The following is a 19,088-nucleotide window of genomic DNA, read 5'->3' on the forward strand; positions in this document are numbered from 1 at the left end:
ATGACACCTGAACATATCGATCGTCCGGCGATACTGGCTGAAGTCACCGCCGCGTTTTACCGCTACGAGCAGGCGCTGGTGAGCAATGATGTCGCCGTGCTGGACGAGTTGTTCTGGCACGATGCGCGTACGGTGCGACTCGGTGCCGGAGAGAATCTGTACGGGATTGAGGAGATTCGCGCCTTTCGCGCGGCGCGTCCGTCAAAGGGGCTCGATCGCACCCTGCGCAATACGGTCATCACCACTTTTGGCGATGACTATGCGGTATGCAGCACCGAGTTCACCCGCGAGGGCGTGGAGAAGACTGGCCGTCAGCAGCAGACCTGGGTACGGCTGCCGTGCGGCTGGCGCATCGTGGCGGCGCAGGTGAGTTTGATGAGCTGACGCAGGCGCGAGTGTTGCCCTCTCCTGGCAAGAGAGGGCAAAAACGACCTGACATCCGTGAAAGGTAAGGCCGCTCAGGCAGCCGGATGCGTCTTCATCCAGTGATCGGCAATCTGCTGACGCGTGCACACCCACACCTTGTCGTGCTGCTGGATATGGTCGAGGAAACGCTGCAGCGCGCGGAATTTCCCCGGACGCCCCAGCAGACGGCAGTGCATGCCAATCGACATCATCTTCGGCGCCGTCGCGCCCTCTTCATACAGCACATCAAAGGTATCGCGCAGATAGGTATAGAACTGCTCGGCGGTGTTGAATCCCTGCGGCGTGGCGAAGCGCATGTCGTTGCACTCCAGCGTGTAGGGAATGATCAGATGCGGCTTCACCGTGCCGTCCTGACAGGTGACCTGCGTCCAGAACGGCAGATCGTCACCGTAGTAATCGCTGTCGTAGCTGAAGCCGCCCTGCTCGACCACCAGCCGCCGCGTATTGGGGCTGTCGCGCCCGGTATACCAGCCGGTGGGCGCTTTACCGAATAACTCGGTGAGCACGTCCACTGCCTGCTGCATGTGCTGACGCTCGGTTTTGGCATCCATCCCCTGATAGTGAATCCAGCGCCAGCCGTGGCTGACCACATCGTAATCGGCGGCTTTGATGGCCTCGACAATCTGCGGGTGCCGCGCCAGTGCCATCGCGACGCCAAAGATGGTCAGCGGCAGGCCGCGCTGCTGAAACTCCTGATGGATGCGCCAGAAACCGGCACGCGAGCCGTACTCATACAGGGAATCCATCGACATGTGGCGATCGGCATAGCTGGCGGCACCGATGATGTCGGAGAGAAACTGCTCAGAGCCCGCGTCACCGTGCAGCACATTGTTTTCAGCGCCCTCTTCATAATTGAGCACGAACTGCACCGCCACCCGCGCCTCACCCGGCCACTGCGCGTGCGGCGGCTGGCCCGCATAGCCAATCAGATCGCGCGGATAATTTTTGTTGAAGCTGTACTCTTTCTTTTCAGATACATCACTCATTCTGCAAGTTCCTGTCATCAGTCCTCAACCAGCCCTTAGTTTAGGTGCTGAAATGCCGCGCTGAGCGGTTTTTTAATCGGGTAAGCCAGATCGCCGTGTTTGCTGGTACCAAAGCCCAGCGCCAGTAATGACTCGACCATTTTCACCGCCGCACTGACGCCATCAATCACCGGCAGGCCCAGTTCTTTAGTCAGATCCTGCGCCAGCGACGCCATGCCGCCGCAGCCCAGCACAATCGCCCCGCTGCCATCTTCACGTTTCGCCTGCAGGCAGCGCTCGCGCACTTTCTCCTGCGCGACGCCGCTGCCGTCCTCAAGCGCCAGCACCGGCAGATCAATAGCGTGCAGCGCGGCACAGTGATGGCTGAATCCGTACTGCTGCAGCAGATGGCGGGCGATCACCAGCGTGCGCGGCAGCGTGGTGACAATCGAAAAGCGCGTCGCCACCAGCGTCGCGGTGTGCATCGCCGCTTCGGCAATGCCAATTACCGGTCCGCTCGCCAGTTCGCGCGCCGCCAGCAGTCCCGGATCGCCAAAGCAGGCGATGATATGGCCGCTGACGCCCTGCTCTTTGCCGCGTTTTACCTGTTCCAGCACGCCCACCGCGGCAATCGCTTCATCAAAGTGTCCTTCAATGGAGGGCACGCCCTCGCTCGGGCACACCGCCACAATCTCCGTGCCAGGTGCGGCCACGGCGCGTGCCGCTGCGCCGATGGTCGCCGTCATGGCGGCGCTGGTATTCGGGTTGATCACCTGGATCAGGCTCATGATGCCGCTCCTTTATGACCGGCAAATAACCGGGTGAAATCAGGCAGGGTTTCGCCGCTGCGTTCAAAGTGCAGGCTGGCGACGATATGTTCGAAGTGATGTTGCAGCGCCGTGGTTAACGCCGGCAGATCGTTTTGCCGCAGCAGATCCACCAGCCGATCGTGATGATCGCAACGACAGCCGCGCTGCCACGGTGCACCGTAAGCGGCGATCACCAGTGAGGAGCGCTGCGTCAGGCGCGTCACCATGTCAGTCAGCACCTGGTTGCCGGAAATCGCCTGCAGCTGGATATGAAAAGCCGCAGACAGACGGATGGCGGCGGCCCCGTCGTGCTGCTGGTGCGCCTGCTGCTCGTCGGCAATTAAGCCACTTAGCGCGGCGAGATGCGGCGGCTGCAGATGCGCCAGCACCGCCGGCAGATTGGCGCACTCCAGCAGGCTGCGCGTGGCGAAGATGTCGCGCGCTTCCTCCACGCCCGGCGTCGCCACCTGTGCACCACGTCTGGGCGACAGGGTGATCATTTGCACCGCCGCGAGGCGCTGCAGCACCTTACGAATGCCGGTACGGCTGACGCCAAACACCTCCGACAGCGCCTCTTCCGGCAATTTGCTGCCCGGCGGCAGCTGGTGCTCCACGATGGCGTTCAGCAACGCCTGATAGATAGGTTCGTCTCTGTCATTCAGATCGGCAGCCGTTTTCTGGCCTGTTTCACTCTTCATTACCTGCTCCGGCAAGTGACTGTGCACAGCACATCGTATACGTGAAATTCATTTTTTGTATACAAGAAATCAATTCTGGCCTGGATACTGCAATACCGTTTCACGCTGTCATTATTTTTCCATGAAGTTAAGAGGAGCAGGTTTCATGCCAAATCATTCTGAAGTGACCTCTGCGGTGGCCTCTGAAGCCAACGCCCATTACAGCCCGCGTCTGTGTAACGACGACCTGGCGCCGACCCGCAACCAGAGCTGGTCGTGGTACAACATTTTTTCGTTCTGGATGTCGGACGTGCACAGCATGGGGGGCTATGTGGTGGCGGCCAGCTTCTTCACCCTCGGTCTGGCCAGCTGGCAGGTGCTGCTGTGTCTGCTGGTGGGAATTTGCATCGTGCAGCTGTGCGCCAACCTGGTGGCGAAGCCGAGCCAGATGGCCGGCGTGCCTTATGCGGTGATTTCGCGTCAGGCATTTGGCGTGTTCGGGGCCAACATCCCGGCGGTGATTCGCGGGCTGATCGCCTTCGCCTGGTACGGCATTCAGACCTATCTGGCGGCGAATGCGCTGATGCTGGTGCTGCTGAAGTTCTACCCGTCGTTAAGCAGCATGACGCAGAGCAGCTGGCTCGGCCTGTCGCAGCTTGGCTGGTGCTGTTTCGGCGTCATGTGGCTGCTGCAGGCGATGGTGTTCTGGCACGGCATGAGCGCGATTAAACGCTTTATTGATATCGCCGGTCCGGCGGTCTACGTGGTGATGGTGGCGCTGGCGGGCTGGATTGTATACAAAACCGGTTTTGACGGTATCTCCTTTACCCTCGCCAGTAAATCACTGAGCGCGGGCGAGCAAACCTGGCAGATGATTACCGCGACCGCGCTGGTGGTCTCTTATTTCTCCGGTCCGCTGCTCAACTTTGGTGACTTCTCGCGCTACGGCAAAAGCATGGGTGAGATTCGCCGCGGCAACCGCTGGGGCCTGCCGTTCAACTTCCTGCTGTTTTCGATTGTGACCGTGGTCATTGTCTCGGGTACTCAGTCGCTGTTTGGCAAAATGATCACCGACCCGATTGAAACCGTGAGCATGGTAGGCAACGATGTGGCGGTCGCTATCGGGCTGCTGACCATGATTACTGCCACCATCGGCATCAATATCGTGGCGAACTTCGTTTCACCAGCGTTTGATTTCTCTAACTGCTCACCGCAGAAGATCAGCTTCCGCGCCGGTGGCATGATCGCCGCCGTGGGTTCAGTGCTGTTGACGCCGTGGAATCTGTTCCAGTCGCCGGAGCTGATTCACTACACGCTGGATGTGCTGGGATCGTTTATCGGGCCGCTGTTTGGCATCCTGATCGCCGATTTCTACCTGATCAAACGCAGCAAGGTGTACGTTGATGACCTGTTCAACGATACGCCAAAAGGCCGCTACTGGTATCGCGGCGGTTTCAATCCGAAAGCGATTGCTGCACTGCTGCCTTCCGTTGGCATTTGTCTGGTGATTAGCTTTATTCCGTCCCTGCACGCAGTGGCAAACTTCAGCTGGTTCATCGGCGTGGCGCTGGGCGCTGGCTGCTACCGCTGGCTGGCGCGCGCTGAACGTGAGGTGCCGCAAGCCACCTATCGTGCGGAAGTGGCGGTACAGAAGGATTAATGTGCTGGTGGTCGCCATGAATGGCGACCGTACGCCAGATGGGTATGATTTAGAAAAGCAAAAAGCCGATGCATTGCTGCATCGGCTTCTTTAAAGAGATTGGCGGAACGGACGGGGCTCGAACCCGCGACCCCCTGCGTGACAGGCAGGTATTCTAACCAACTGAACTACCGCTCCGCGCTTTGTTCCCCGTCGGGAACGAGGCGCATATTAATGGCAGCCTCATCCCTCGTCAACGCTTTTTGCAGGGGAATCTCTCGTTTGCCGGTTTTTTCAGCTTAACGACGCTTTTCCACGCAAAATCAGCGGTTTCAGGCACGCCACAGGCAGCTGCCGCCCTTCTTTTGCACCAGATCGAGCCGGCTCTCATGCGCCATTATCTCTTCATCGCTGGCGCTAACCACGCGCAGGCCTGCGCCCGGACGAACGATGCGCTGAATGTGCTCGCCTGCCACCTGATTGCTCTGCTCGCCTTCCATCGAAAACGCCAGCGAGGTCTGGCCGCCGGTCATGGTGAGGAACACTTCGGCCAAAATCTCGGCATCAAGCAAAGCGCCGTGCAGCGTACGTTTGCTGTTGTCGATCTCGAAACGGTTACACAGCGCATCCAGGCTGTTGCGTTTGCCCGGGAACATTTTACGCGCCATCGCCAGGCTATCGGTGATCTGACAGAAGGTTTCTGTCTTGCCGATGTCGCGCTGCAGCATGGCAAATTCGTAATCCATAAAGCCGATGTCGAACGAAGCGTTATGGATCACCAGCTCCGCGCCGCGAATGTAATCCAGGAATTCGTCGGCGATTTGCGCAAAGGTCGGTTTATCGGCTAGGAATTCATCGGCAATACCGTGTACGCCGAACGCTTCCGGATCCACCAGCCGATCGGGCTTGAGATACATATGAAAGTTGTTGCCGGTCAGGCGACGGTTGATCACCTCAACCGCACCGATTTCAATGATGCGATGTCCTTCGTAATGCACCCCGATCATGTTCATGCCGGTGGTTTCGGTATCGAGGACGATCTGGCGGTTATTTGCAGTGCTCATAGGACTCGTTTTATGTCAGACTTGGCGTTTTGTCAGAAGGAAGTCTACCAGAGATGCGCAAACAGGTAGAAATATTCACCGATGGATCCTGCCTGGGCAATCCCGGTCCCGGCGGCTACGGCGCCATTCTTCGCTACCGCCAGCACGAGAAATTATTCAGCGCCGGCTACCGCCTTACTACCAATAATCGCATGGAGCTGATGGCGGCCATTGTGGCACTGGAAGCGCTGACCCAGCCATGTGACGTGGTGCTCAGCACCGACAGCCAGTACGTGCGCCAGGGCATCACCAGCTGGATTCACAACTGGAAAAAGCGCGGCTGGAAAACCGCAGAAAAGAAGCCGGTGAAGAACGTTGATCTGTGGCAGCGACTCGACGCGGCGCTCAGTACCCATCAGATTCAGTGGGAGTGGGTAAAAGGCCATGCCGGTCATCCCGAAAACGAACGCTGTGATGAACTGGCACGCAGCGCTGCCGGCAATCCTTCCCTCGACGATATTGGCTATCAGGTTGAGTCCTGATCGCTGGCTTCACGAAACTGCCGCGTGGCATTGACCGCTGGCCGTAACTGGGTTTTGCCGGGCATCATCTTCACTTTGCCCGGCGTCAGCGGGAAGGTGCGCTTACGCGCAACCACGATATTCAGACAGCCCAGCGCCGGCAGGTGCGTGCTGATCATCTTCCCGCCCTGGCGGTGCCACGGCACCACCTGAAAACGCGTACGATACACCACTTCATAGTTGAGTAAGCTCAGCCAGTCGAGCAGGCGCACCTGGCTGAACATCCGTCCGCTCCACGGTGCGCGGCGCTGTAATCCGGGCAGGCCTTTACTGATGCCCAGCAGGCTGAACGGATTGAAGCCGCTAATAATCATCCAGCCGTCATCAATCAGTACACGATCCACTTCGCGCAGTACGCGGTGCGGATCCTGGCTCCAGGCCAGCGTGTGCGCCAGCAGACAGGCATCAATTGATTTGGACTCAAATGGCAACTGCGTTGCGCTGGCGATGACCTGCAGCCCATCGCCCTCATTGCCCACATTAACCTGATGCGATATGGCACACTGGCGGGTATTGATTTCTGCGCTGAGGCTGCCAATTTTAAGCATATGAAAGCCGTACAGCTTGCCGAGATACGGTTGCAGTTGCTGAGTTAACGCGTCGCGGAAATAGTCGCCCCAGGGCATATCCTGCCAGGAGCGCGGCGCAGTCAGGATTTGGCGTGTTTTCGCTGGCTTCATGCTCTACCATTTTCCTTTTTCTACGACCTGAGAGGTGTTTATGAATCTTACCAGTATTCCCGCGTTGCAGGATAACTACATCTGGACACTGAACGATGAACAGGGACGCTGTCTGATCGTCGATCCGGGTGAAGCCCGGCCGGTGCTGGAAAAAATTCGCGCCAATCACTGGCAGCCGCAGGCCATTCTGCTGACCCATCATCATCACGATCACGTGGGCGGCGTTAGCGAACTGCTGGAGCACTATCCGCAACTTGAGGTTTATGGTCCGCAGGAGACCGCCGATGAAGGCGCGCGCACTATTCTCAGTGACGGTGATGAATTTACGCTGCTCGGGCTAAATTTCCGCGTCATCGCAACGCCTGGACACACTTTAGGACATATCTCATATTTCAGCTCACCTTATCTTTTCTGTGGCGATACGATGTTTTCGGGTGGCTGCGGACGACTGTTCGAAGGCACTGCGCAGCAAATGTTTGAGTCGTTTCAGGCGCTTAATCAACTCCCTGCCGATACGCTTATCTGCTGTGCGCATGAATACACTTTATCCAATATGAAGTTTGCTGCGGCTATTCTGCCTCAGGACCCGAAAATTTTGGCAAGGTATCAGCAAATTAAGGACTTACGCGCAGAAAATCGCATTACTTTGCCAACAAAACTGGCGCTGGAGCGTGAAATAAATTTATTCCTGCGTACGCAAGATCCTGATTTGCAAAAGGCTTTGGGCATTAATGTGTCGTCGGCTCCGTTATGGCAGACTTTTGCCGATCTACGCGAGAAGAAAGACCGTTTTTGATATTTCTGGTTGTGTTGTGCCGGTCGCTAACGTATAGTTGCTCGTCTTTTAAGCGAACTATTGACACACACATGAAGGCTAAAGCGATATTACTCGCCTCGGTCTTGCTGGTTGGATGTCAGGCATCAAGGAATGACGCCAGTATCCCGGTACAGCATGCACAGAGTCTGTCTTCAGCTGGTCAAGGTGAAAATGGAAAGTACGGAGATCGCTTGTTGTCGCCGCGCTGGCAAGATGATGGAACCAGCCTCGCAGAAGACACTGATCTCTGGAATCACATTAGTGACGAGTTGAAGATGGGGATTCCGGAAAACCCGCGAATCCGCGAACAAAAAACAAAGTACTTAAAAAATAAGAGCTATCTCCACGATGTAACATTACGGGCAGAGCCGTACATGTACTGGATTGTCGAGCAGATACAGAAACGTAAAATGCCGATGGAACTGGTACTGCTACCCATAGTGGAGAGCGCTTTTGACCCACACGCAACCTCTTCTGCGAATGCCGCTGGCATCTGGCAGATCGTTGCGCAAACGGGCAAAAACTATGGTTTGAAACAGAACCAATGGTATGACGGACGCCGCGATGTGGTGGCCTCAACCAAAGTTGCGCTGGATATGATGCAACGTCTGAACGGCATGTTTGACGGTGACTGGTTACTGACCATCGCCGCCTATAACAGCGGTGAAGGGCGTGTGCTGAAGGCGATGAAACAGAACAAGGCGCGCGGTAAGCCGACCGACTTCTGGCATTTATCGCTGCCACGCGAGACTACGGTTTACGTACCTAAAATGCTGGCCCTGAGTGATATTCTCAAGAACAGCAAGCGTTACGGTATTAAGCTGCCAACCGCCAATGAGAGCCGTGCACTGGCTCGCGTTGAAGTGGGACAGCAGATTGAACTGACGCAGGCCGCAGATATGGCCGGTATGTCGCTCAGCAAGCTGAAGACATTCAATGCCGGGTATAAAAACGGCACCACCGCGCCAAACGGACCGCACTATATTATGGTGCCAAAGTCCAACGTGGCTCAGCTGCGCAATTCACTGGCTTCCGGTGATATTGCTGCGGTACAGCCCGGCGAGCTGGCGAAAGTCAGCGCTGCAGGCAATAGCTATAAGGTCCGCAAAGGCGACACCTTATCGGGCATTGCCAGTAAGCTTGGTGTGAGCGTTAGTGCACTGAAGCAGCAGAATAACCTGCGCAGTGCGTCAGTACGCATCGGTCAGACACTGACCGTTGGCAGCAAAGCTGGCGCGTCGCAGCTGGCGGATAACGGCAACAGCATCACCTACCGTGTACGTAAGGGTGATTCTTTTGCCAGTATCGCCAAACGTCACGGTGTTAACACCAAAGACGTGATGCGCTGGAACAGTGACGCTAAAGACATTCAGCCCGGCGACAAGCTGACGCTGTTTGTGAAGAATAGCGCAACACCTGATACCTGATGCACCGAAAAGGCTGACTTTTGTCAGCCTTTTTCATTATTTACCTTTTCCCGTTCCCGCAGTCCGACACACTCACGCGTAAACCTCGTTATTATCGCCGTTGCGCCATGCCTTTAGCAGTCTGAAGTGGCTTATTGAGCAGGGTGCGGCATCAGCGCAGTGAATCATTCGCCTTTGGCGCGCCGCGCCTGGCTTAACGTTTAGCCGCGCCGGGACTGAATTCAACCAGCAGAGGATTGTGGTCAGAGGCACGCGTCACCAGCACCGACGCCTCGCTGACTTTCATGTCGCGGTAAAAGACAAAATCCAGCGGGCGGCCAAATGCCTTGCGTCGATGATCATCAGTAAAGTTTACTTCGCGCAGCGCCATCTCACGGGCAAAGCGGTAGAGCGCGTTCATACGCTGGCGGCTCCAGGCATTGAAGTCGCCGGCCATGATCACCGGCCCGCGATGATGCTGGATTTGCTCGCCAATCGGCCCCAGCTGTTTGCTGTACACATCAACGCCGAGGCTGAAATTGACCGCATGAATGTTGACCACCATCAGCATTTCGCCGGTGGGAAGCGGATAGGCAGTGACCAGAGCGGATTTAGACAGCCTCAGTAGCGGCTCACGCTCACGCAGCGGACAGCAGTAGACCGGATGGGCAGAAGCCAGCGTCATGACGCCAGAGGGGTGTTGCGGCAGCACAAAGGCCGGTACCTGATCGGCCGCCAGATAATTACTGGTGGCGAACTGCACCAGTTCCGGGGTGGTCTGCGCCTCCTGCAGCAGCACCAGATGGGCATCTTTACCGAAGCCCTGCAGTACTGACATCCAGTCTGCCCGCTGCTGTTTGAAGATATTCCACACCAGCACGCGCAGGGTTGGGTCGGCTGGCAGCGGTGCACCGGGCGGTAACGCCTGCCCAAGATGCAGCATCGCCCCTGGCGGAAAAATCCGCTCAGCAGGCTGACCTGCTACATACCGCATTGCATAAGTTTTTTTTCGCACTGTCCCGCCTGGCTGATTTTCGACTACAACTTCACCTGACTGTTATAGGGATTTTAGCGCGGGGTTTCAATTGCTGTTATTGATTGTCGGAATTCGCCTCACAGCCAGCAACGGCAACAGCCCGCCATGCGGCAGGCTGTGGTGTGGCTTATTCAATGATGGCTGCCGCGCGTGGCTTATCCAGCTGGCCACTGAGGCGGACCAGCAGCAGAGCCGCAAACACGATGACGGCACCCACCCATGGCGTCTGCGCCAGACCGTAATGTTCCACGATGTGACCGCCGACGGTTGAACCCAGTGCGATGCCAATATTAAAGGCCGCGATATTCAGCCCGGACGCGACATCAACTGCGCCTGGCGCATAGTGTTCGGCCTTTTGCACCACGTAAACCTGCAGGCCGGGTACGTTAGCAAAGGCAAAGACGCCCATCACCAGCACCGTGAGCAGCGCGGGGTAATGCATGCTGGCGGTGAACTGAAATACCACTAACAGAATGGCCAGCGCGATAAAAATCAGCGTCAGCGCCGGTACCGCCCCGCGGCGATCGGCCAGCCTGCCGCCCCAGATATTCCCGATCGCCACTGCAATACCGTACCCCAGCAGCACGCCGCTGACGGCGGTCGGCGAGAAACCGGCCAGCGATTGCATCATCGGTGCCAGGAAGGTAAAGGTGGTAAAGATGCCACCGTAGCCCAGCGCGGTAATCGCGTAGATCAGCAGCAAACGCGGATTGATCATCACCGCGGCCTGCTGTGCCAGGGAGGTGGCAGGCGGCTGTGCGATGTTGCGCGGTACCAGTATCATGCTGCTGACCAGCGCAATCACGCCCAGCAGAGAGACCGCCAGAAAACTTTCACGCCAGCCAAAGTGCTGACCAATCAGTGTGCCAAGCGGTACGCCGGTAACCAGCGCCACGGTTAAGCCGCCAAACATGATGGCTATCGCACTGGCAGCTTTCTCTTTGCTTACCAGGCTGGTCGCAATGGTTGAGCCGACGGAGAAGAAAACACCGTGCGCCAGACCGGTCAGCAGACGCGCCATCACCAGCGTTTCATAGTTGGGTGCCAGCCAGGCCACCAGATTACCGACGGTAAACAGCGCCATCAGCCCCATCAGCAACTGCTTGCGCGGCAGCTTGCCGGTTAAGGCGGTGAGCACTGGCGCGCCGACGGCCACGCCAAGCACGTAGATGGATACCAGCATCCCGGCAGAAGGTAACGTAATGCTGAGCTGTTCAGCGATGGTCGGAATCAGCCCGACGATAACAAACTCGGTGGTTCCGATAGCGAAGGCGCTGATGGTCAGCGCCCAGAGTGCAAGTGGCATGGTTGACTCCCAATAATGTTTTGATGGGCGCCATTATCGACTCGTGCTTTAATAACAAAAAGAAGCAAAGTAACAATAAACTTTTGCCTGAGGAGGCATAATGAAGGCATCTTCAGAGGAGTTAAAAGTCTTTATCGCTGTGGTGGAAAGCGGCAGTTTTAGCCGTGCAGCGGAGCAGTTACAGATGGCCAATTCGGCGGTGAGCCGCACGGTGAAGAAGCTGGAGAACAAGCTTGGCGTGTCGCTGCTGACGCGTACCACCCGTCAGCTGGCGCTGACTTATGAAGGCGAACTCTATTTCCGGCGCGTGCAGAAGCTGATCCTTGAGATGGCGACAGCAGAGAATGAGCTGATTGAGCGCCAGCAGGCGCCACAGGGCGTGCTGCGCATCGACGCGGCAACACCGGTGATCCTTAACCTGCTGATGCCGATGATTAAACCCTTTCGCGAACGCTATCCGGCGGTCACGCTATCGCTAATCTCTTCCGAAAGCTTTATCAACCTGATTGATCGTAAAGTGGATGTCGCTATTCGTGCCGGGGATTTAACCGACTCCACGCTGCGTGCCCGGCTGCTGTTCACCAGCTATCGTAAAATGGTCGCTACGCCAGCTTATCTGGCGAAATATGGTACGCCGGCGTCGGTGGAGGCGCTGGCACAGCATCAGTGCCTCGGTTTTGTCGAGACGCCTCGTCTTAATCGCTGGCCCGTGTCGGCCAATGGCAGCGATCTGTATGAAATTGATGCGGCGATGTCATCAAACAGCGGAGAGACGATTAAGCAGCTGTGCCTGAACGATCAGGGTATCGCCTGCCTGTCGGACTTTATGGTGAATGCGGAAATTGCGGCGGGCACTTTTGTTGAGGTGCTCGCGCACCAGTCGGTACCGGTTGAGATGCCTTTTAATGCGGTGTATTACAGCGATTTAGGGGTGAGCCAGCGCGTGCGGGCCTTTATTGATTTTCTCAGCGAGTGGGTCAGAGATCAGCCCTGGCGCGTGCAGGGCTGATGCATGGGAGAATTAATCCCAGTCTGGTGCCAGACCTTCCGGGCTGACCAGACGCTGCTGGCGATCCAGCGCGGCGATCTGCGCCATGTCGTCCGCATCCAGTTTCAGATCCTGCGCCGCCATATTGCTGGCCAGGTTCTCACGTTTGGTTGAGGAGGGGATCACGGCATAACCCAGTGCCAGTGCCCACGCCAGGACGACCTGCGCGGGTGTGGCCTGATGTTTCTGCGCAATCTGCTTTATCACCTGTTCTTTTAACGCTTCGCCATACGCCAGCGTCATGTATGAAGTGATATGAATGCCCTGCTGTTTCGCGAAGTCCACGACCTGGCGATTTTGCAGGAACGGGTGCAGCTCAATCTGGTTGGTCGCAATGTTCTCTGCGCCCACAGCGGCAATGGCCTCTTTCATCAGGGCAATCGGGAAGTTAGAGATACCAATCTGACGCGTCAGTCCCGCCTCTTTCGCTGCAATCAATGCCTGCATGCTCTCTTTGACTGATACCGCTGCACCCGGCGATGGCCAGTGGATCAGCGTCAAATCGACATAGTCGGTACGCAGTTTCGCCAGGCTCTGCTGCAGGCTGGGGATCAGTTTGTCGGCGGCGAGATTCTCAATCCAGATTTTAGTGGTGATAAACAGCTCATCACGTGCCACGCCGCTTTCAGCAATAGCCTGACCTACGGCAGCTTCGTTTTCATAAATTTGAGCGGTATCGATAGTACGATAACCGAGTTCCAGTGCGGTTTTCACTGAATGAATAACGACATCGTCCTGCAGACGAAATGTTCCTAAACCAAAAGCGGGGATTGTCATGTTTTCCTCATCATTGCGTTGAATGTTGCGATGAGGCGTATTGTGGCAGGATTATTGTTGCTGAAAAATCCGCTTATGAGCAGAGGAATTTTGCGTTTTACTCAACAATGGCGGGTTTTTAGCGGACATGAAAAAGCCCTGACTTTGCAGTCAGGGCTTCTCAATTTAAGTGGCGGAACGGACGGGGCTCGAACCCGCGACCCCCTGCGTGACAGGCAGGTATTCTAACCAACTGAACTACCGCTCCACCGATTCTGTACTGATATCAGACCGTCGCTGATTTCAGGTGTTTCGCCCTTTCCGCGTCACCGGGAAGGTCACGACCCGATTAGGGGTCTTAAATTGATGCCTGGCAGTTCCCTACTCTCGCATGGGGAGGCCCCACACTACCATCGGCGCTACGGCGTTTCACTTCTGAGTTCGGCATGGGGTCAGGTGGGACCACCGCGCTGTTGCCGCCAGGCAAATTCTGTTTTCGTCCGCGTCTTTCGCGCTCTGACTGCGTTGCCCCGCTCGCGCCGCTCAGTCACATACTCGTGTATGCTCCTTCACGTCGTCTCGCGTGCCGCCTTGTCACAGCACAAAATCCACTGGACGTAATCCGGTGAACAAAGCTGAAAATTCTTTCGGTCTCTCAGACCAAAACGCCTCTGGCGTTGTAAGGTTAAGCCTCACGGGTCATTAGTACCGGTTAGCTCAACGCATCGCTGCGCTTACACACCCGGCCTATCAACGTCGTCGTCTTCAACGTCCCTTCAGGACCCTTAAAGGGTCAGGGAGAACTCATCTCGGGGCAAGTTTCGTGCTTAGATGCTTTCAGCACTTATCTCTTCCGCACTTAGCTACCGGGCAGTGCCATTGGCATGACAACCCGAACACCAGCGGTGCGTTCACTCCGGTCCTCTCGTACTAGGAGCAACCCCCCTCAATTCTCCAGCGCCCACGGCAGATAGGGACCGAACTGTCTCACGACGTTCTAAACCCAGCTCGCGTACCACTTTAAACGGCGAACAGCCGTACCCTTGGGACCTACTTCAGCCCCAGGATGTGATGAGCCGACATCGAGGTGCCAAACACCGCCGTCGATATGAACTCTTGGGCGGTATCAGCCTGTTATCCCCGGAGTACCTTTTATCCGTTGAGCGATGGCCCTTCCATTCAGAACCACCGGATCACTATGACCTGCTTTCGCACCTGCTCGAGCCGTCACTCTCGCAGTCAAGCTGGCTTATGCCATTGCACTAACCTCCTGATGTCCGACCAGGATTAGCCAACCTTCGTGCTCCTCCGTTACGCTTTGGGAGGAGACCGCCCCAGTCAAACTACCCACCAGACACTGTCCGCAGCCCGGATCACGGGCCTACGTTAGAACATCAAACATTAAAGGGTGGTATTTCAAGGTTGGCTCCACGCAGACTGGCGTCCGCGCTTCAAAGCCTCCCACCTATCCTACACATCAAGGCTCAATGTTCAGTGTCAAGCTATAGTAAAGGTTCACGGGGTCTTTCCGTCTTGCCGCGGGTACACTGCATCTTCACAGCGATTTCAATTTCACTGAGTCTCGGGTGGAGACAGCCTGGCCATCATTACGCCATTCGTGCAGGTCGGAACTTACCCGACAAGGAATTTCGCTACCTTAGGACCGTTATAGTTACGGCCGCCGTTTACCGGGGCTTCGATCAAGAGCTTCTCCTTGCGGATAACCCCATCAATTAACCTTCCGGCACCGGGCAGGCGTCACACCGTATACGTCCACTTTCGTGTTTGCACAGTGCTGTGTTTTTAATAAACAGTTGCAGCCAGCTGGTATCTTCGACTGGCCTCGGCTCCGGGAGCAAGTCCCTTCACCTACGCGCCAGCGTGCCTTCTCCCGAAGTTACGGCACCATTTTGCCTAGTTCCTTCACCCGAGTTCTCTCAAGCGCCTTGGTATTCTCTACCTGACCACCTGTGTCGGTTTGGGGTACGATTTCGTGTTACCTGGAGCTTAGAGGCTTTTCCTGGAAGCAGGGCATCAGTTACTTCACCGCCGTGGCGGCTCGTCGTCACGCCTCAGTGTTAAAGAAGACCGGATTTGCCTGGTCTTCACACCTGCACGCTTAAACCGGGACAACCGTCGCCCGGATAACCTAGCCTTCTCCGTCCCCCCTTCGCAGTAACACCAAGTACAGGAATATTAACCTGTTTCCCATCGACTACGCTTTTCAGCCTCGCCTTAGGGGTCGACTCACCCTGCCCCGATTAACGTTGGACAGGAACCCTTGGTCTTCCGGCGAGCGGGCTTTTCACCCGCTTTATCGTTACTTATGTCAGCATTCGCACTTCTAATACCTCCAGCGTGCCTCACAGCACACCTTCAGCGGCTTACAGAACGCTCCCCTACCCAACAACACATAGTGTCGCTGCCGCAGCTTCGGTGCATGGTTTAGCCCCGTTACATCTTCCGCGCAGGCCGACTCGACCAGTGAGCTATTACGCTTTCTTTAAATGATGGCTGCTTCTAAGCCAACATCCTGGCTGTCTGTGCCTTCCCACATCGTTTCCCACTTAACCATGACTTTGGGACCTTAGCTGGCGGTCTGGGTTGTTTCCCTCTTCACGACGGACGTTAGCACCCGCCGTGTGTCTCCCGTGATAACATTCTCCGGTATTCGCAGTTTGCATCGGGTTGGTAAGCCGGGATGGCCCCCTAGCCGAAACAGTGCTCTACCCCCGGAGATGAGTTCACGAGGCGCTACCTAAATAGCTTTCGGGGAGAACCAGCTATCTCCCGGTTTGATTGGCCTTTCACCCCCAGCCACAAGTCATCCGCTAATTTTTCAACATTAGTCGGTTCGGTCCTCCAGTTAGTGTTACCCAACCTTCAACCTGCCCATGGCTAGATCACCGGGTTTCGGGTCTATACCCTGCAACTTAACGCCCAATTAAGACTCGGTTTCCCTTCGGCTCCCCTATGCGGTTAACCTTGCTACAGAATATAAGTCGCTGACCCATTATACAAAAGGTACGCAGTCACCTAACAGGTAGGCTCCCACTGCTTGTACGTACACGGTTTCAGGTTCTGTTTCACTCCCCTCGCCGGGGTTCTTTTCGCCTTTCCCTCACGGTACTGGTTCACTATCGGTCAGTCAGGAGTATTTAGCCTTGGAGGATGGTCCCCCCATGTTCAGACAGGATACCACGTGTCCCGCCCTACTCGTCGGACTCACAACTCATGCATCTTCGTGTACGGGGCTGTCACCCGGTATCGCGCGACTTTCCAGACGCTTCCACTGATGCACAAGCTGATTCAGGTCCTGGGCTGCTCCCCGTTCGCTCGCCGCTACTGGGGGAATCTCGGTTGATTTCTTTTCCTCGGGGTACTTAGATGTTTCAGTTCCCCCGGTTCGCCTCGTTTGACTATGTATTCATCAAACGATGATGCACAGAGTGCACCGGGTTTCCCCATTCGGACATCGACGGCTGTAGCGGCTCATATCACCTTACCGTCGCTTTTCGCAGATTAGCACGTCCTTCATCGCCTCTGACTGCCAGGGCATCCACCGTGTACGCTTAGTCGCTTAACCTCACAACCCACAGGCGTTTTGCAACGCTGCAGACTGCAAGCATTTGAGAGACCCGAACGCATCGTGATTTCATTCTTATTACGGAGAATGAATACGACGCGTCGTTTCAAATTTTCAGCTTGTTCCGGATTGTTAAAGAGCAATATCTCAAACACGACGTTACCGTCAGTTTTGAGATATTCTGTGGAGACACCTTTCACCTGTCACCAAGCAGTGGCGTCCCCTAGGGGATTCGAACCCCTGTTGCCGCCGTGAAAGGGCGGAGTCCTAACCGCTAGACGAAGGGGACACAAAGTGTCACGACTTCGCAGCCGTCCTGCTCGTTACTTTTCTATCAGACAATCTGTGTGAGCACTTCGCGGGAAGGTATCTTCAGGTAAGGAGGTGATCCAACCGCAGGTTCCCCTACGGTTACCTTGTTACGACTTCACCCCAGTCATGAATCACAAAGTGGTAAGCGCCCTCCCGAAGGTTAAGCTACCTACTTCTTTTGCAACCCACTCCCATGGTGTGACGGGCGGTGTGTACAAGGCCCGGGAACGTATTCACCGTAGCATTCTGATCTACGATTACTAGCGATTCCGACTTCATGGAGTCGAGTTGCAGACTCCAATCCGGACTACGACGCACTTTATGAGGTCCGCTTGCTCTCGCGAGGTCGCTTCTCTTTGTATGCGCCATTGTAGCACGTGTGTAGCCCTGGCCGTAAGGGCCATGATGACTTGACGTCATCCCCACCTTCCTCCGGTTTATCACCGGCAGTCTCCTTTGAGTTCCCGGCCGAGCCGCTGGCAACAAAGGATAAGGGTTGCGCTCGTTGCGGGACTTAACCCAACATTTCACAACACGAGCTGACGACAGCCATGCAGCACCTGTCTCAGAGTTCCCGAAGGCACCAAAGCATCTCTGCTAAGTTCTCTGGATGTCAAGGCCAGGTAAGGTTCTTCGCGTTGCATCGAATTAAACCACATGCTCCACCGCTTGTGCGGGCCCCCGTCAATTCATTTGAGTTTTAACCTTGCGGCCGTACTCCCCAGGCGGTCGACTTAACGCGTTAGCTCCGGAAGCCACGCCTCAAGGGCACAACCTCCAAGTCGACATCGTTTACGGCGTGGACTACCAGGGTATCTAATCCTGTTTGCTCCCCACGCTTTCGCACCTGAGCGTCAGTCTTCGTCCAGGGGGCCGCCTTCGCCACCGGTATTCCTCCAGATCTCTACGCATTTCACCGCTACACCTGGAATTCTACCCCCCTCTACGAGACTCAAGCCTGCCAGTTTCAAATGCAGTTCCCAGGTTAAGCCCGGGGATTTCACATCTGACTTAACAGACCGCCTGCGTGCGCTTTACGCCCAGTAATTCCGATTAACGCTTGCACCCTCCGTATTACCGCGGCTGCTGGCACGGAGTTAGCCGGTGCTTCTTCTGCGGGTAACGTCAATCGGCAAGGTTATTAACCTCACCGCCTTCCTCCCCGCTGAAAGTACTTTACAACCCGAAGGCCTTCTTCATACACGCGGCATGGCTGCATCAGGCTTGCGCCCATTGTGCAATATTCCCCACTGCTGCCTCCCGTAGGAGTCTGGACCGTGTCTCAGTTCCAGTGTGGCTGGTCATCCTCTCAGACCAGCTAGGGATCGTCGCCTAGGTGAGCCATTACCCCACCTACTAGCTAATCCCATCTGGGCACATCCGATGGTGTGAGGCCCGAAGGTCCCCCACTTTGGTCTTGCGACGTTATGCGGTATTAGCTACCGTTTCCAGTAGTTATCCCCCTCCATCGGGCAGTTTCCCAGACATTACTCACCCGTCCGCCACTCGCCACCCAAAGAGCAAGCTCTTCTGTGCTGCCGTTCGACTTGCATGTGTTAGGCCTGCCGCCAGCGTTCAATCTGAGCCATGATCAAACTCTTCAATTTAAGTTTGATTTGCTGCAACCAGTGCAGCGATGCTCTGTGAATTAAACTTCGTAATGAATTACGTGTTCACTCAGCAAAGACTTGATATTTTTTACGTCCGGAGACGCTGATATCAATCCTGCGAGTGCCCACACAGATTGTCTGATAAATTGTTAAAGAGCGGTGCGACGCGGCGTTCGGCCTGCTGTCGCGAGGTGGCGTATATTACGCTTTCCTCCTTCAGAGTCAAACACTTTTTTCAGCGTTTTTCTCCGGCGGGGTGAATCGCTTCACGCCCTGCTGAGCCGTCTGCGTTGCCGCTTTGCCGTCTCAGTGGTGGCGCATTATAGGGCGAACTTATGGAAGCGCAAGTGCAAATTTCAACTTTTTTACTGTTCGCTTAAGATTTGTGCAG

13 protein-coding genes, 3 tRNA genes, 3 rRNA genes and 1 pseudogene are annotated in these 19,088 nt (G+C 55.9%); 6 read left to right on the forward strand and 14 right to left on the reverse strand.

Annotation, left to right across the window (positions count from 1 at the left end; translation table 11 throughout):
- On the forward strand, positions 1-384 hold the full coding sequence (gene hpxZ / locus C1N84_RS14750) for an oxalurate catabolism protein HpxZ (protein WP_260641381.1): 384 nt from the start codon (positions 1-3) through the stop codon (positions 382-384).
- Positions 385-458: 74 nt separating this feature from the next.
- Here the strand turns inward: hpxZ and puuE are convergent, their stop codons facing one another.
- The 3 genes from puuE to C1N84_RS14765 are packed head-to-tail and all read right to left on the reverse strand — an operon-like array spanning position 459 to position 2,898.
- Entirely contained in the window at positions 459-1,412 is a 954-nt protein-coding gene (gene puuE, locus C1N84_RS14755) for an allantoinase PuuE (RefSeq protein WP_021507302.1), read from the reverse strand.
- Positions 1,413-1,447: 35 nt separating this feature from the next.
- Complete coding sequence (gene hpxA / locus C1N84_RS14760) at positions 1,448-2,179, reverse strand: allantoin racemase (RefSeq protein ID WP_021507303.1); 732 nt, start codon at positions 2,177-2,179, stop codon at positions 1,448-1,450.
- Positions 2,176-2,898, reverse strand: a complete 723-nt coding sequence (locus C1N84_RS14765) for a GntR family transcriptional regulator (protein ID WP_058758029.1) — start codon at positions 2,896-2,898, stop codon at positions 2,176-2,178. Before C1N84_RS14765 ends, hpxA begins: the two co-directional genes overlap by 4 nt.
- Positions 2,899-3,043: 145 nt before the next feature.
- On the opposite strand from C1N84_RS14765, the gene C1N84_RS14770 reads away from it, so the two are divergent.
- The gene (locus tag C1N84_RS14770; protein ID WP_021507305.1) at positions 3,044-4,537 is read left to right on the forward strand and encodes an NCS1 family nucleobase:cation symporter-1; all 1,494 of its coding nucleotides are present in this window, start codon (positions 3,044-3,046) and stop codon (positions 4,535-4,537) included.
- Positions 4,538-4,637: 100 nt separating this feature from the next.
- On the opposite strand, the gene C1N84_RS14775 is transcribed toward C1N84_RS14770, so the two are convergent.
- A tRNA-Asp gene (locus C1N84_RS14775) sits at positions 4,638-4,714 on the reverse strand.
- A gap of 134 nt (positions 4,715-4,848) precedes the next feature.
- Positions 4,849-5,580, reverse strand: a complete 732-nt coding sequence (dnaQ, locus tag C1N84_RS14780; RefSeq protein ID WP_058776026.1) for a DNA polymerase III subunit epsilon — start codon at positions 5,578-5,580, stop codon at positions 4,849-4,851.
- Between dnaQ and rnhA the strand changes: the two are divergent.
- Positions 5,534-6,101, forward strand: a pseudogene (gene rnhA / locus C1N84_RS14785) (ribonuclease HI). The gene dnaQ and the pseudogene rnhA sit on opposite strands and share 47 nt — an antisense overlap.
- On the opposite strand, the gene C1N84_RS14790 reads toward rnhA, so the two are convergent.
- Positions 6,086-6,820, reverse strand: coding sequence for a class I SAM-dependent methyltransferase (locus C1N84_RS14790; protein WP_394541654.1), 735 nt, complete (start codon positions 6,818-6,820; stop codon positions 6,086-6,088). The pseudogene rnhA and the gene C1N84_RS14790 overlap by 16 nt on opposite strands.
- Before the next feature lie 40 nt (positions 6,821-6,860).
- On the opposite strand from C1N84_RS14790, the gene gloB reads away from it, so the two are divergent.
- Both gloB and mltD read left to right on the forward strand, forming a co-directional pair.
- Positions 6,861-7,616 carry a hydroxyacylglutathione hydrolase gene (gene gloB, locus C1N84_RS14795; protein ID WP_059010980.1) on the forward strand — a complete coding sequence of 252 codons (756 nt, stop codon included), beginning with the start codon at positions 6,861-6,863 and terminating at the stop codon, positions 7,614-7,616.
- Positions 7,617-7,687: 71 nt separating this feature from the next.
- Positions 7,688-9,064: a murein transglycosylase D gene (gene mltD, locus C1N84_RS14800; protein WP_031279674.1), complete on the forward strand. Its 1,377-nt coding sequence runs from the start codon at positions 7,688-7,690 to the stop codon at positions 9,062-9,064.
- A gap of 193 nt (positions 9,065-9,257) precedes the next feature.
- On the opposite strand, the gene C1N84_RS14805 is transcribed toward mltD, so the two are convergent.
- Together C1N84_RS14805 and C1N84_RS14810 are read right to left on the reverse strand one after the other, a co-directional pair.
- Positions 9,258-10,058, reverse strand: a complete 801-nt coding sequence (locus C1N84_RS14805) for an endonuclease/exonuclease/phosphatase family protein (protein WP_031279675.1) — start codon at positions 10,056-10,058, stop codon at positions 9,258-9,260.
- A gap of 148 nt (positions 10,059-10,206) precedes the next feature.
- Entirely contained in the window at positions 10,207-11,385 is a 1,179-nt protein-coding gene (locus C1N84_RS14810; RefSeq protein WP_394541655.1) for an MFS transporter, read from the reverse strand.
- Between the two features lie 100 nt (positions 11,386-11,485).
- Between C1N84_RS14810 and yafC the strand changes: the two genes are divergently transcribed.
- Positions 11,486-12,394 carry a DNA-binding transcriptional regulator YafC gene (yafC, locus tag C1N84_RS14815; RefSeq protein ID WP_021507312.1) on the forward strand — a complete coding sequence of 303 codons (909 nt, stop codon included), beginning with the start codon at positions 11,486-11,488 and terminating at the stop codon, positions 12,392-12,394.
- Between the two features lie 12 nt (positions 12,395-12,406).
- Here yafC and dkgB read toward each other — a convergent pair whose 3' ends face one another.
- The 6 genes from dkgB to C1N84_RS14845 all read right to left on the reverse strand — a co-directional run bounded on the left by dkgB (position 12,407) and on the right by C1N84_RS14845 (position 18,694).
- Positions 12,407-13,210 carry a 2,5-didehydrogluconate reductase DkgB gene (dkgB, locus tag C1N84_RS14820; protein ID WP_264441613.1) on the reverse strand — a complete coding sequence of 268 codons (804 nt, stop codon included), beginning with the start codon at positions 13,208-13,210 and terminating at the stop codon, positions 12,407-12,409.
- Positions 13,211-13,380: 170 nt separating this feature from the next.
- A tRNA-Asp gene (locus tag C1N84_RS14825) sits at positions 13,381-13,457 on the reverse strand.
- A 100-nt stretch (positions 13,458-13,557) separates the two neighbouring features.
- Positions 13,558-13,673, reverse strand: a 5S ribosomal RNA gene (rrf, locus tag C1N84_RS14830).
- A gap of 197 nt (positions 13,674-13,870) precedes the next feature.
- Positions 13,871-16,775, reverse strand: a 23S ribosomal RNA gene (locus C1N84_RS14835).
- A 214-nt stretch (positions 16,776-16,989) separates the two neighbouring features.
- A tRNA-Glu gene (locus C1N84_RS14840) sits at positions 16,990-17,064 on the reverse strand.
- An 88-nt stretch (positions 17,065-17,152) separates the two neighbouring features.
- Positions 17,153-18,694, reverse strand: a 16S ribosomal RNA gene (locus tag C1N84_RS14845).
- Together the 16S, 23S and 5S rRNA genes with 2 tRNA genes alongside form the textbook arrangement of a ribosomal RNA operon.
- Positions 18,695-19,088 lie beyond the last annotated feature (394 nt).

The organism is Pantoea sp. SGAir0418 (assembly GCF_043529865.1).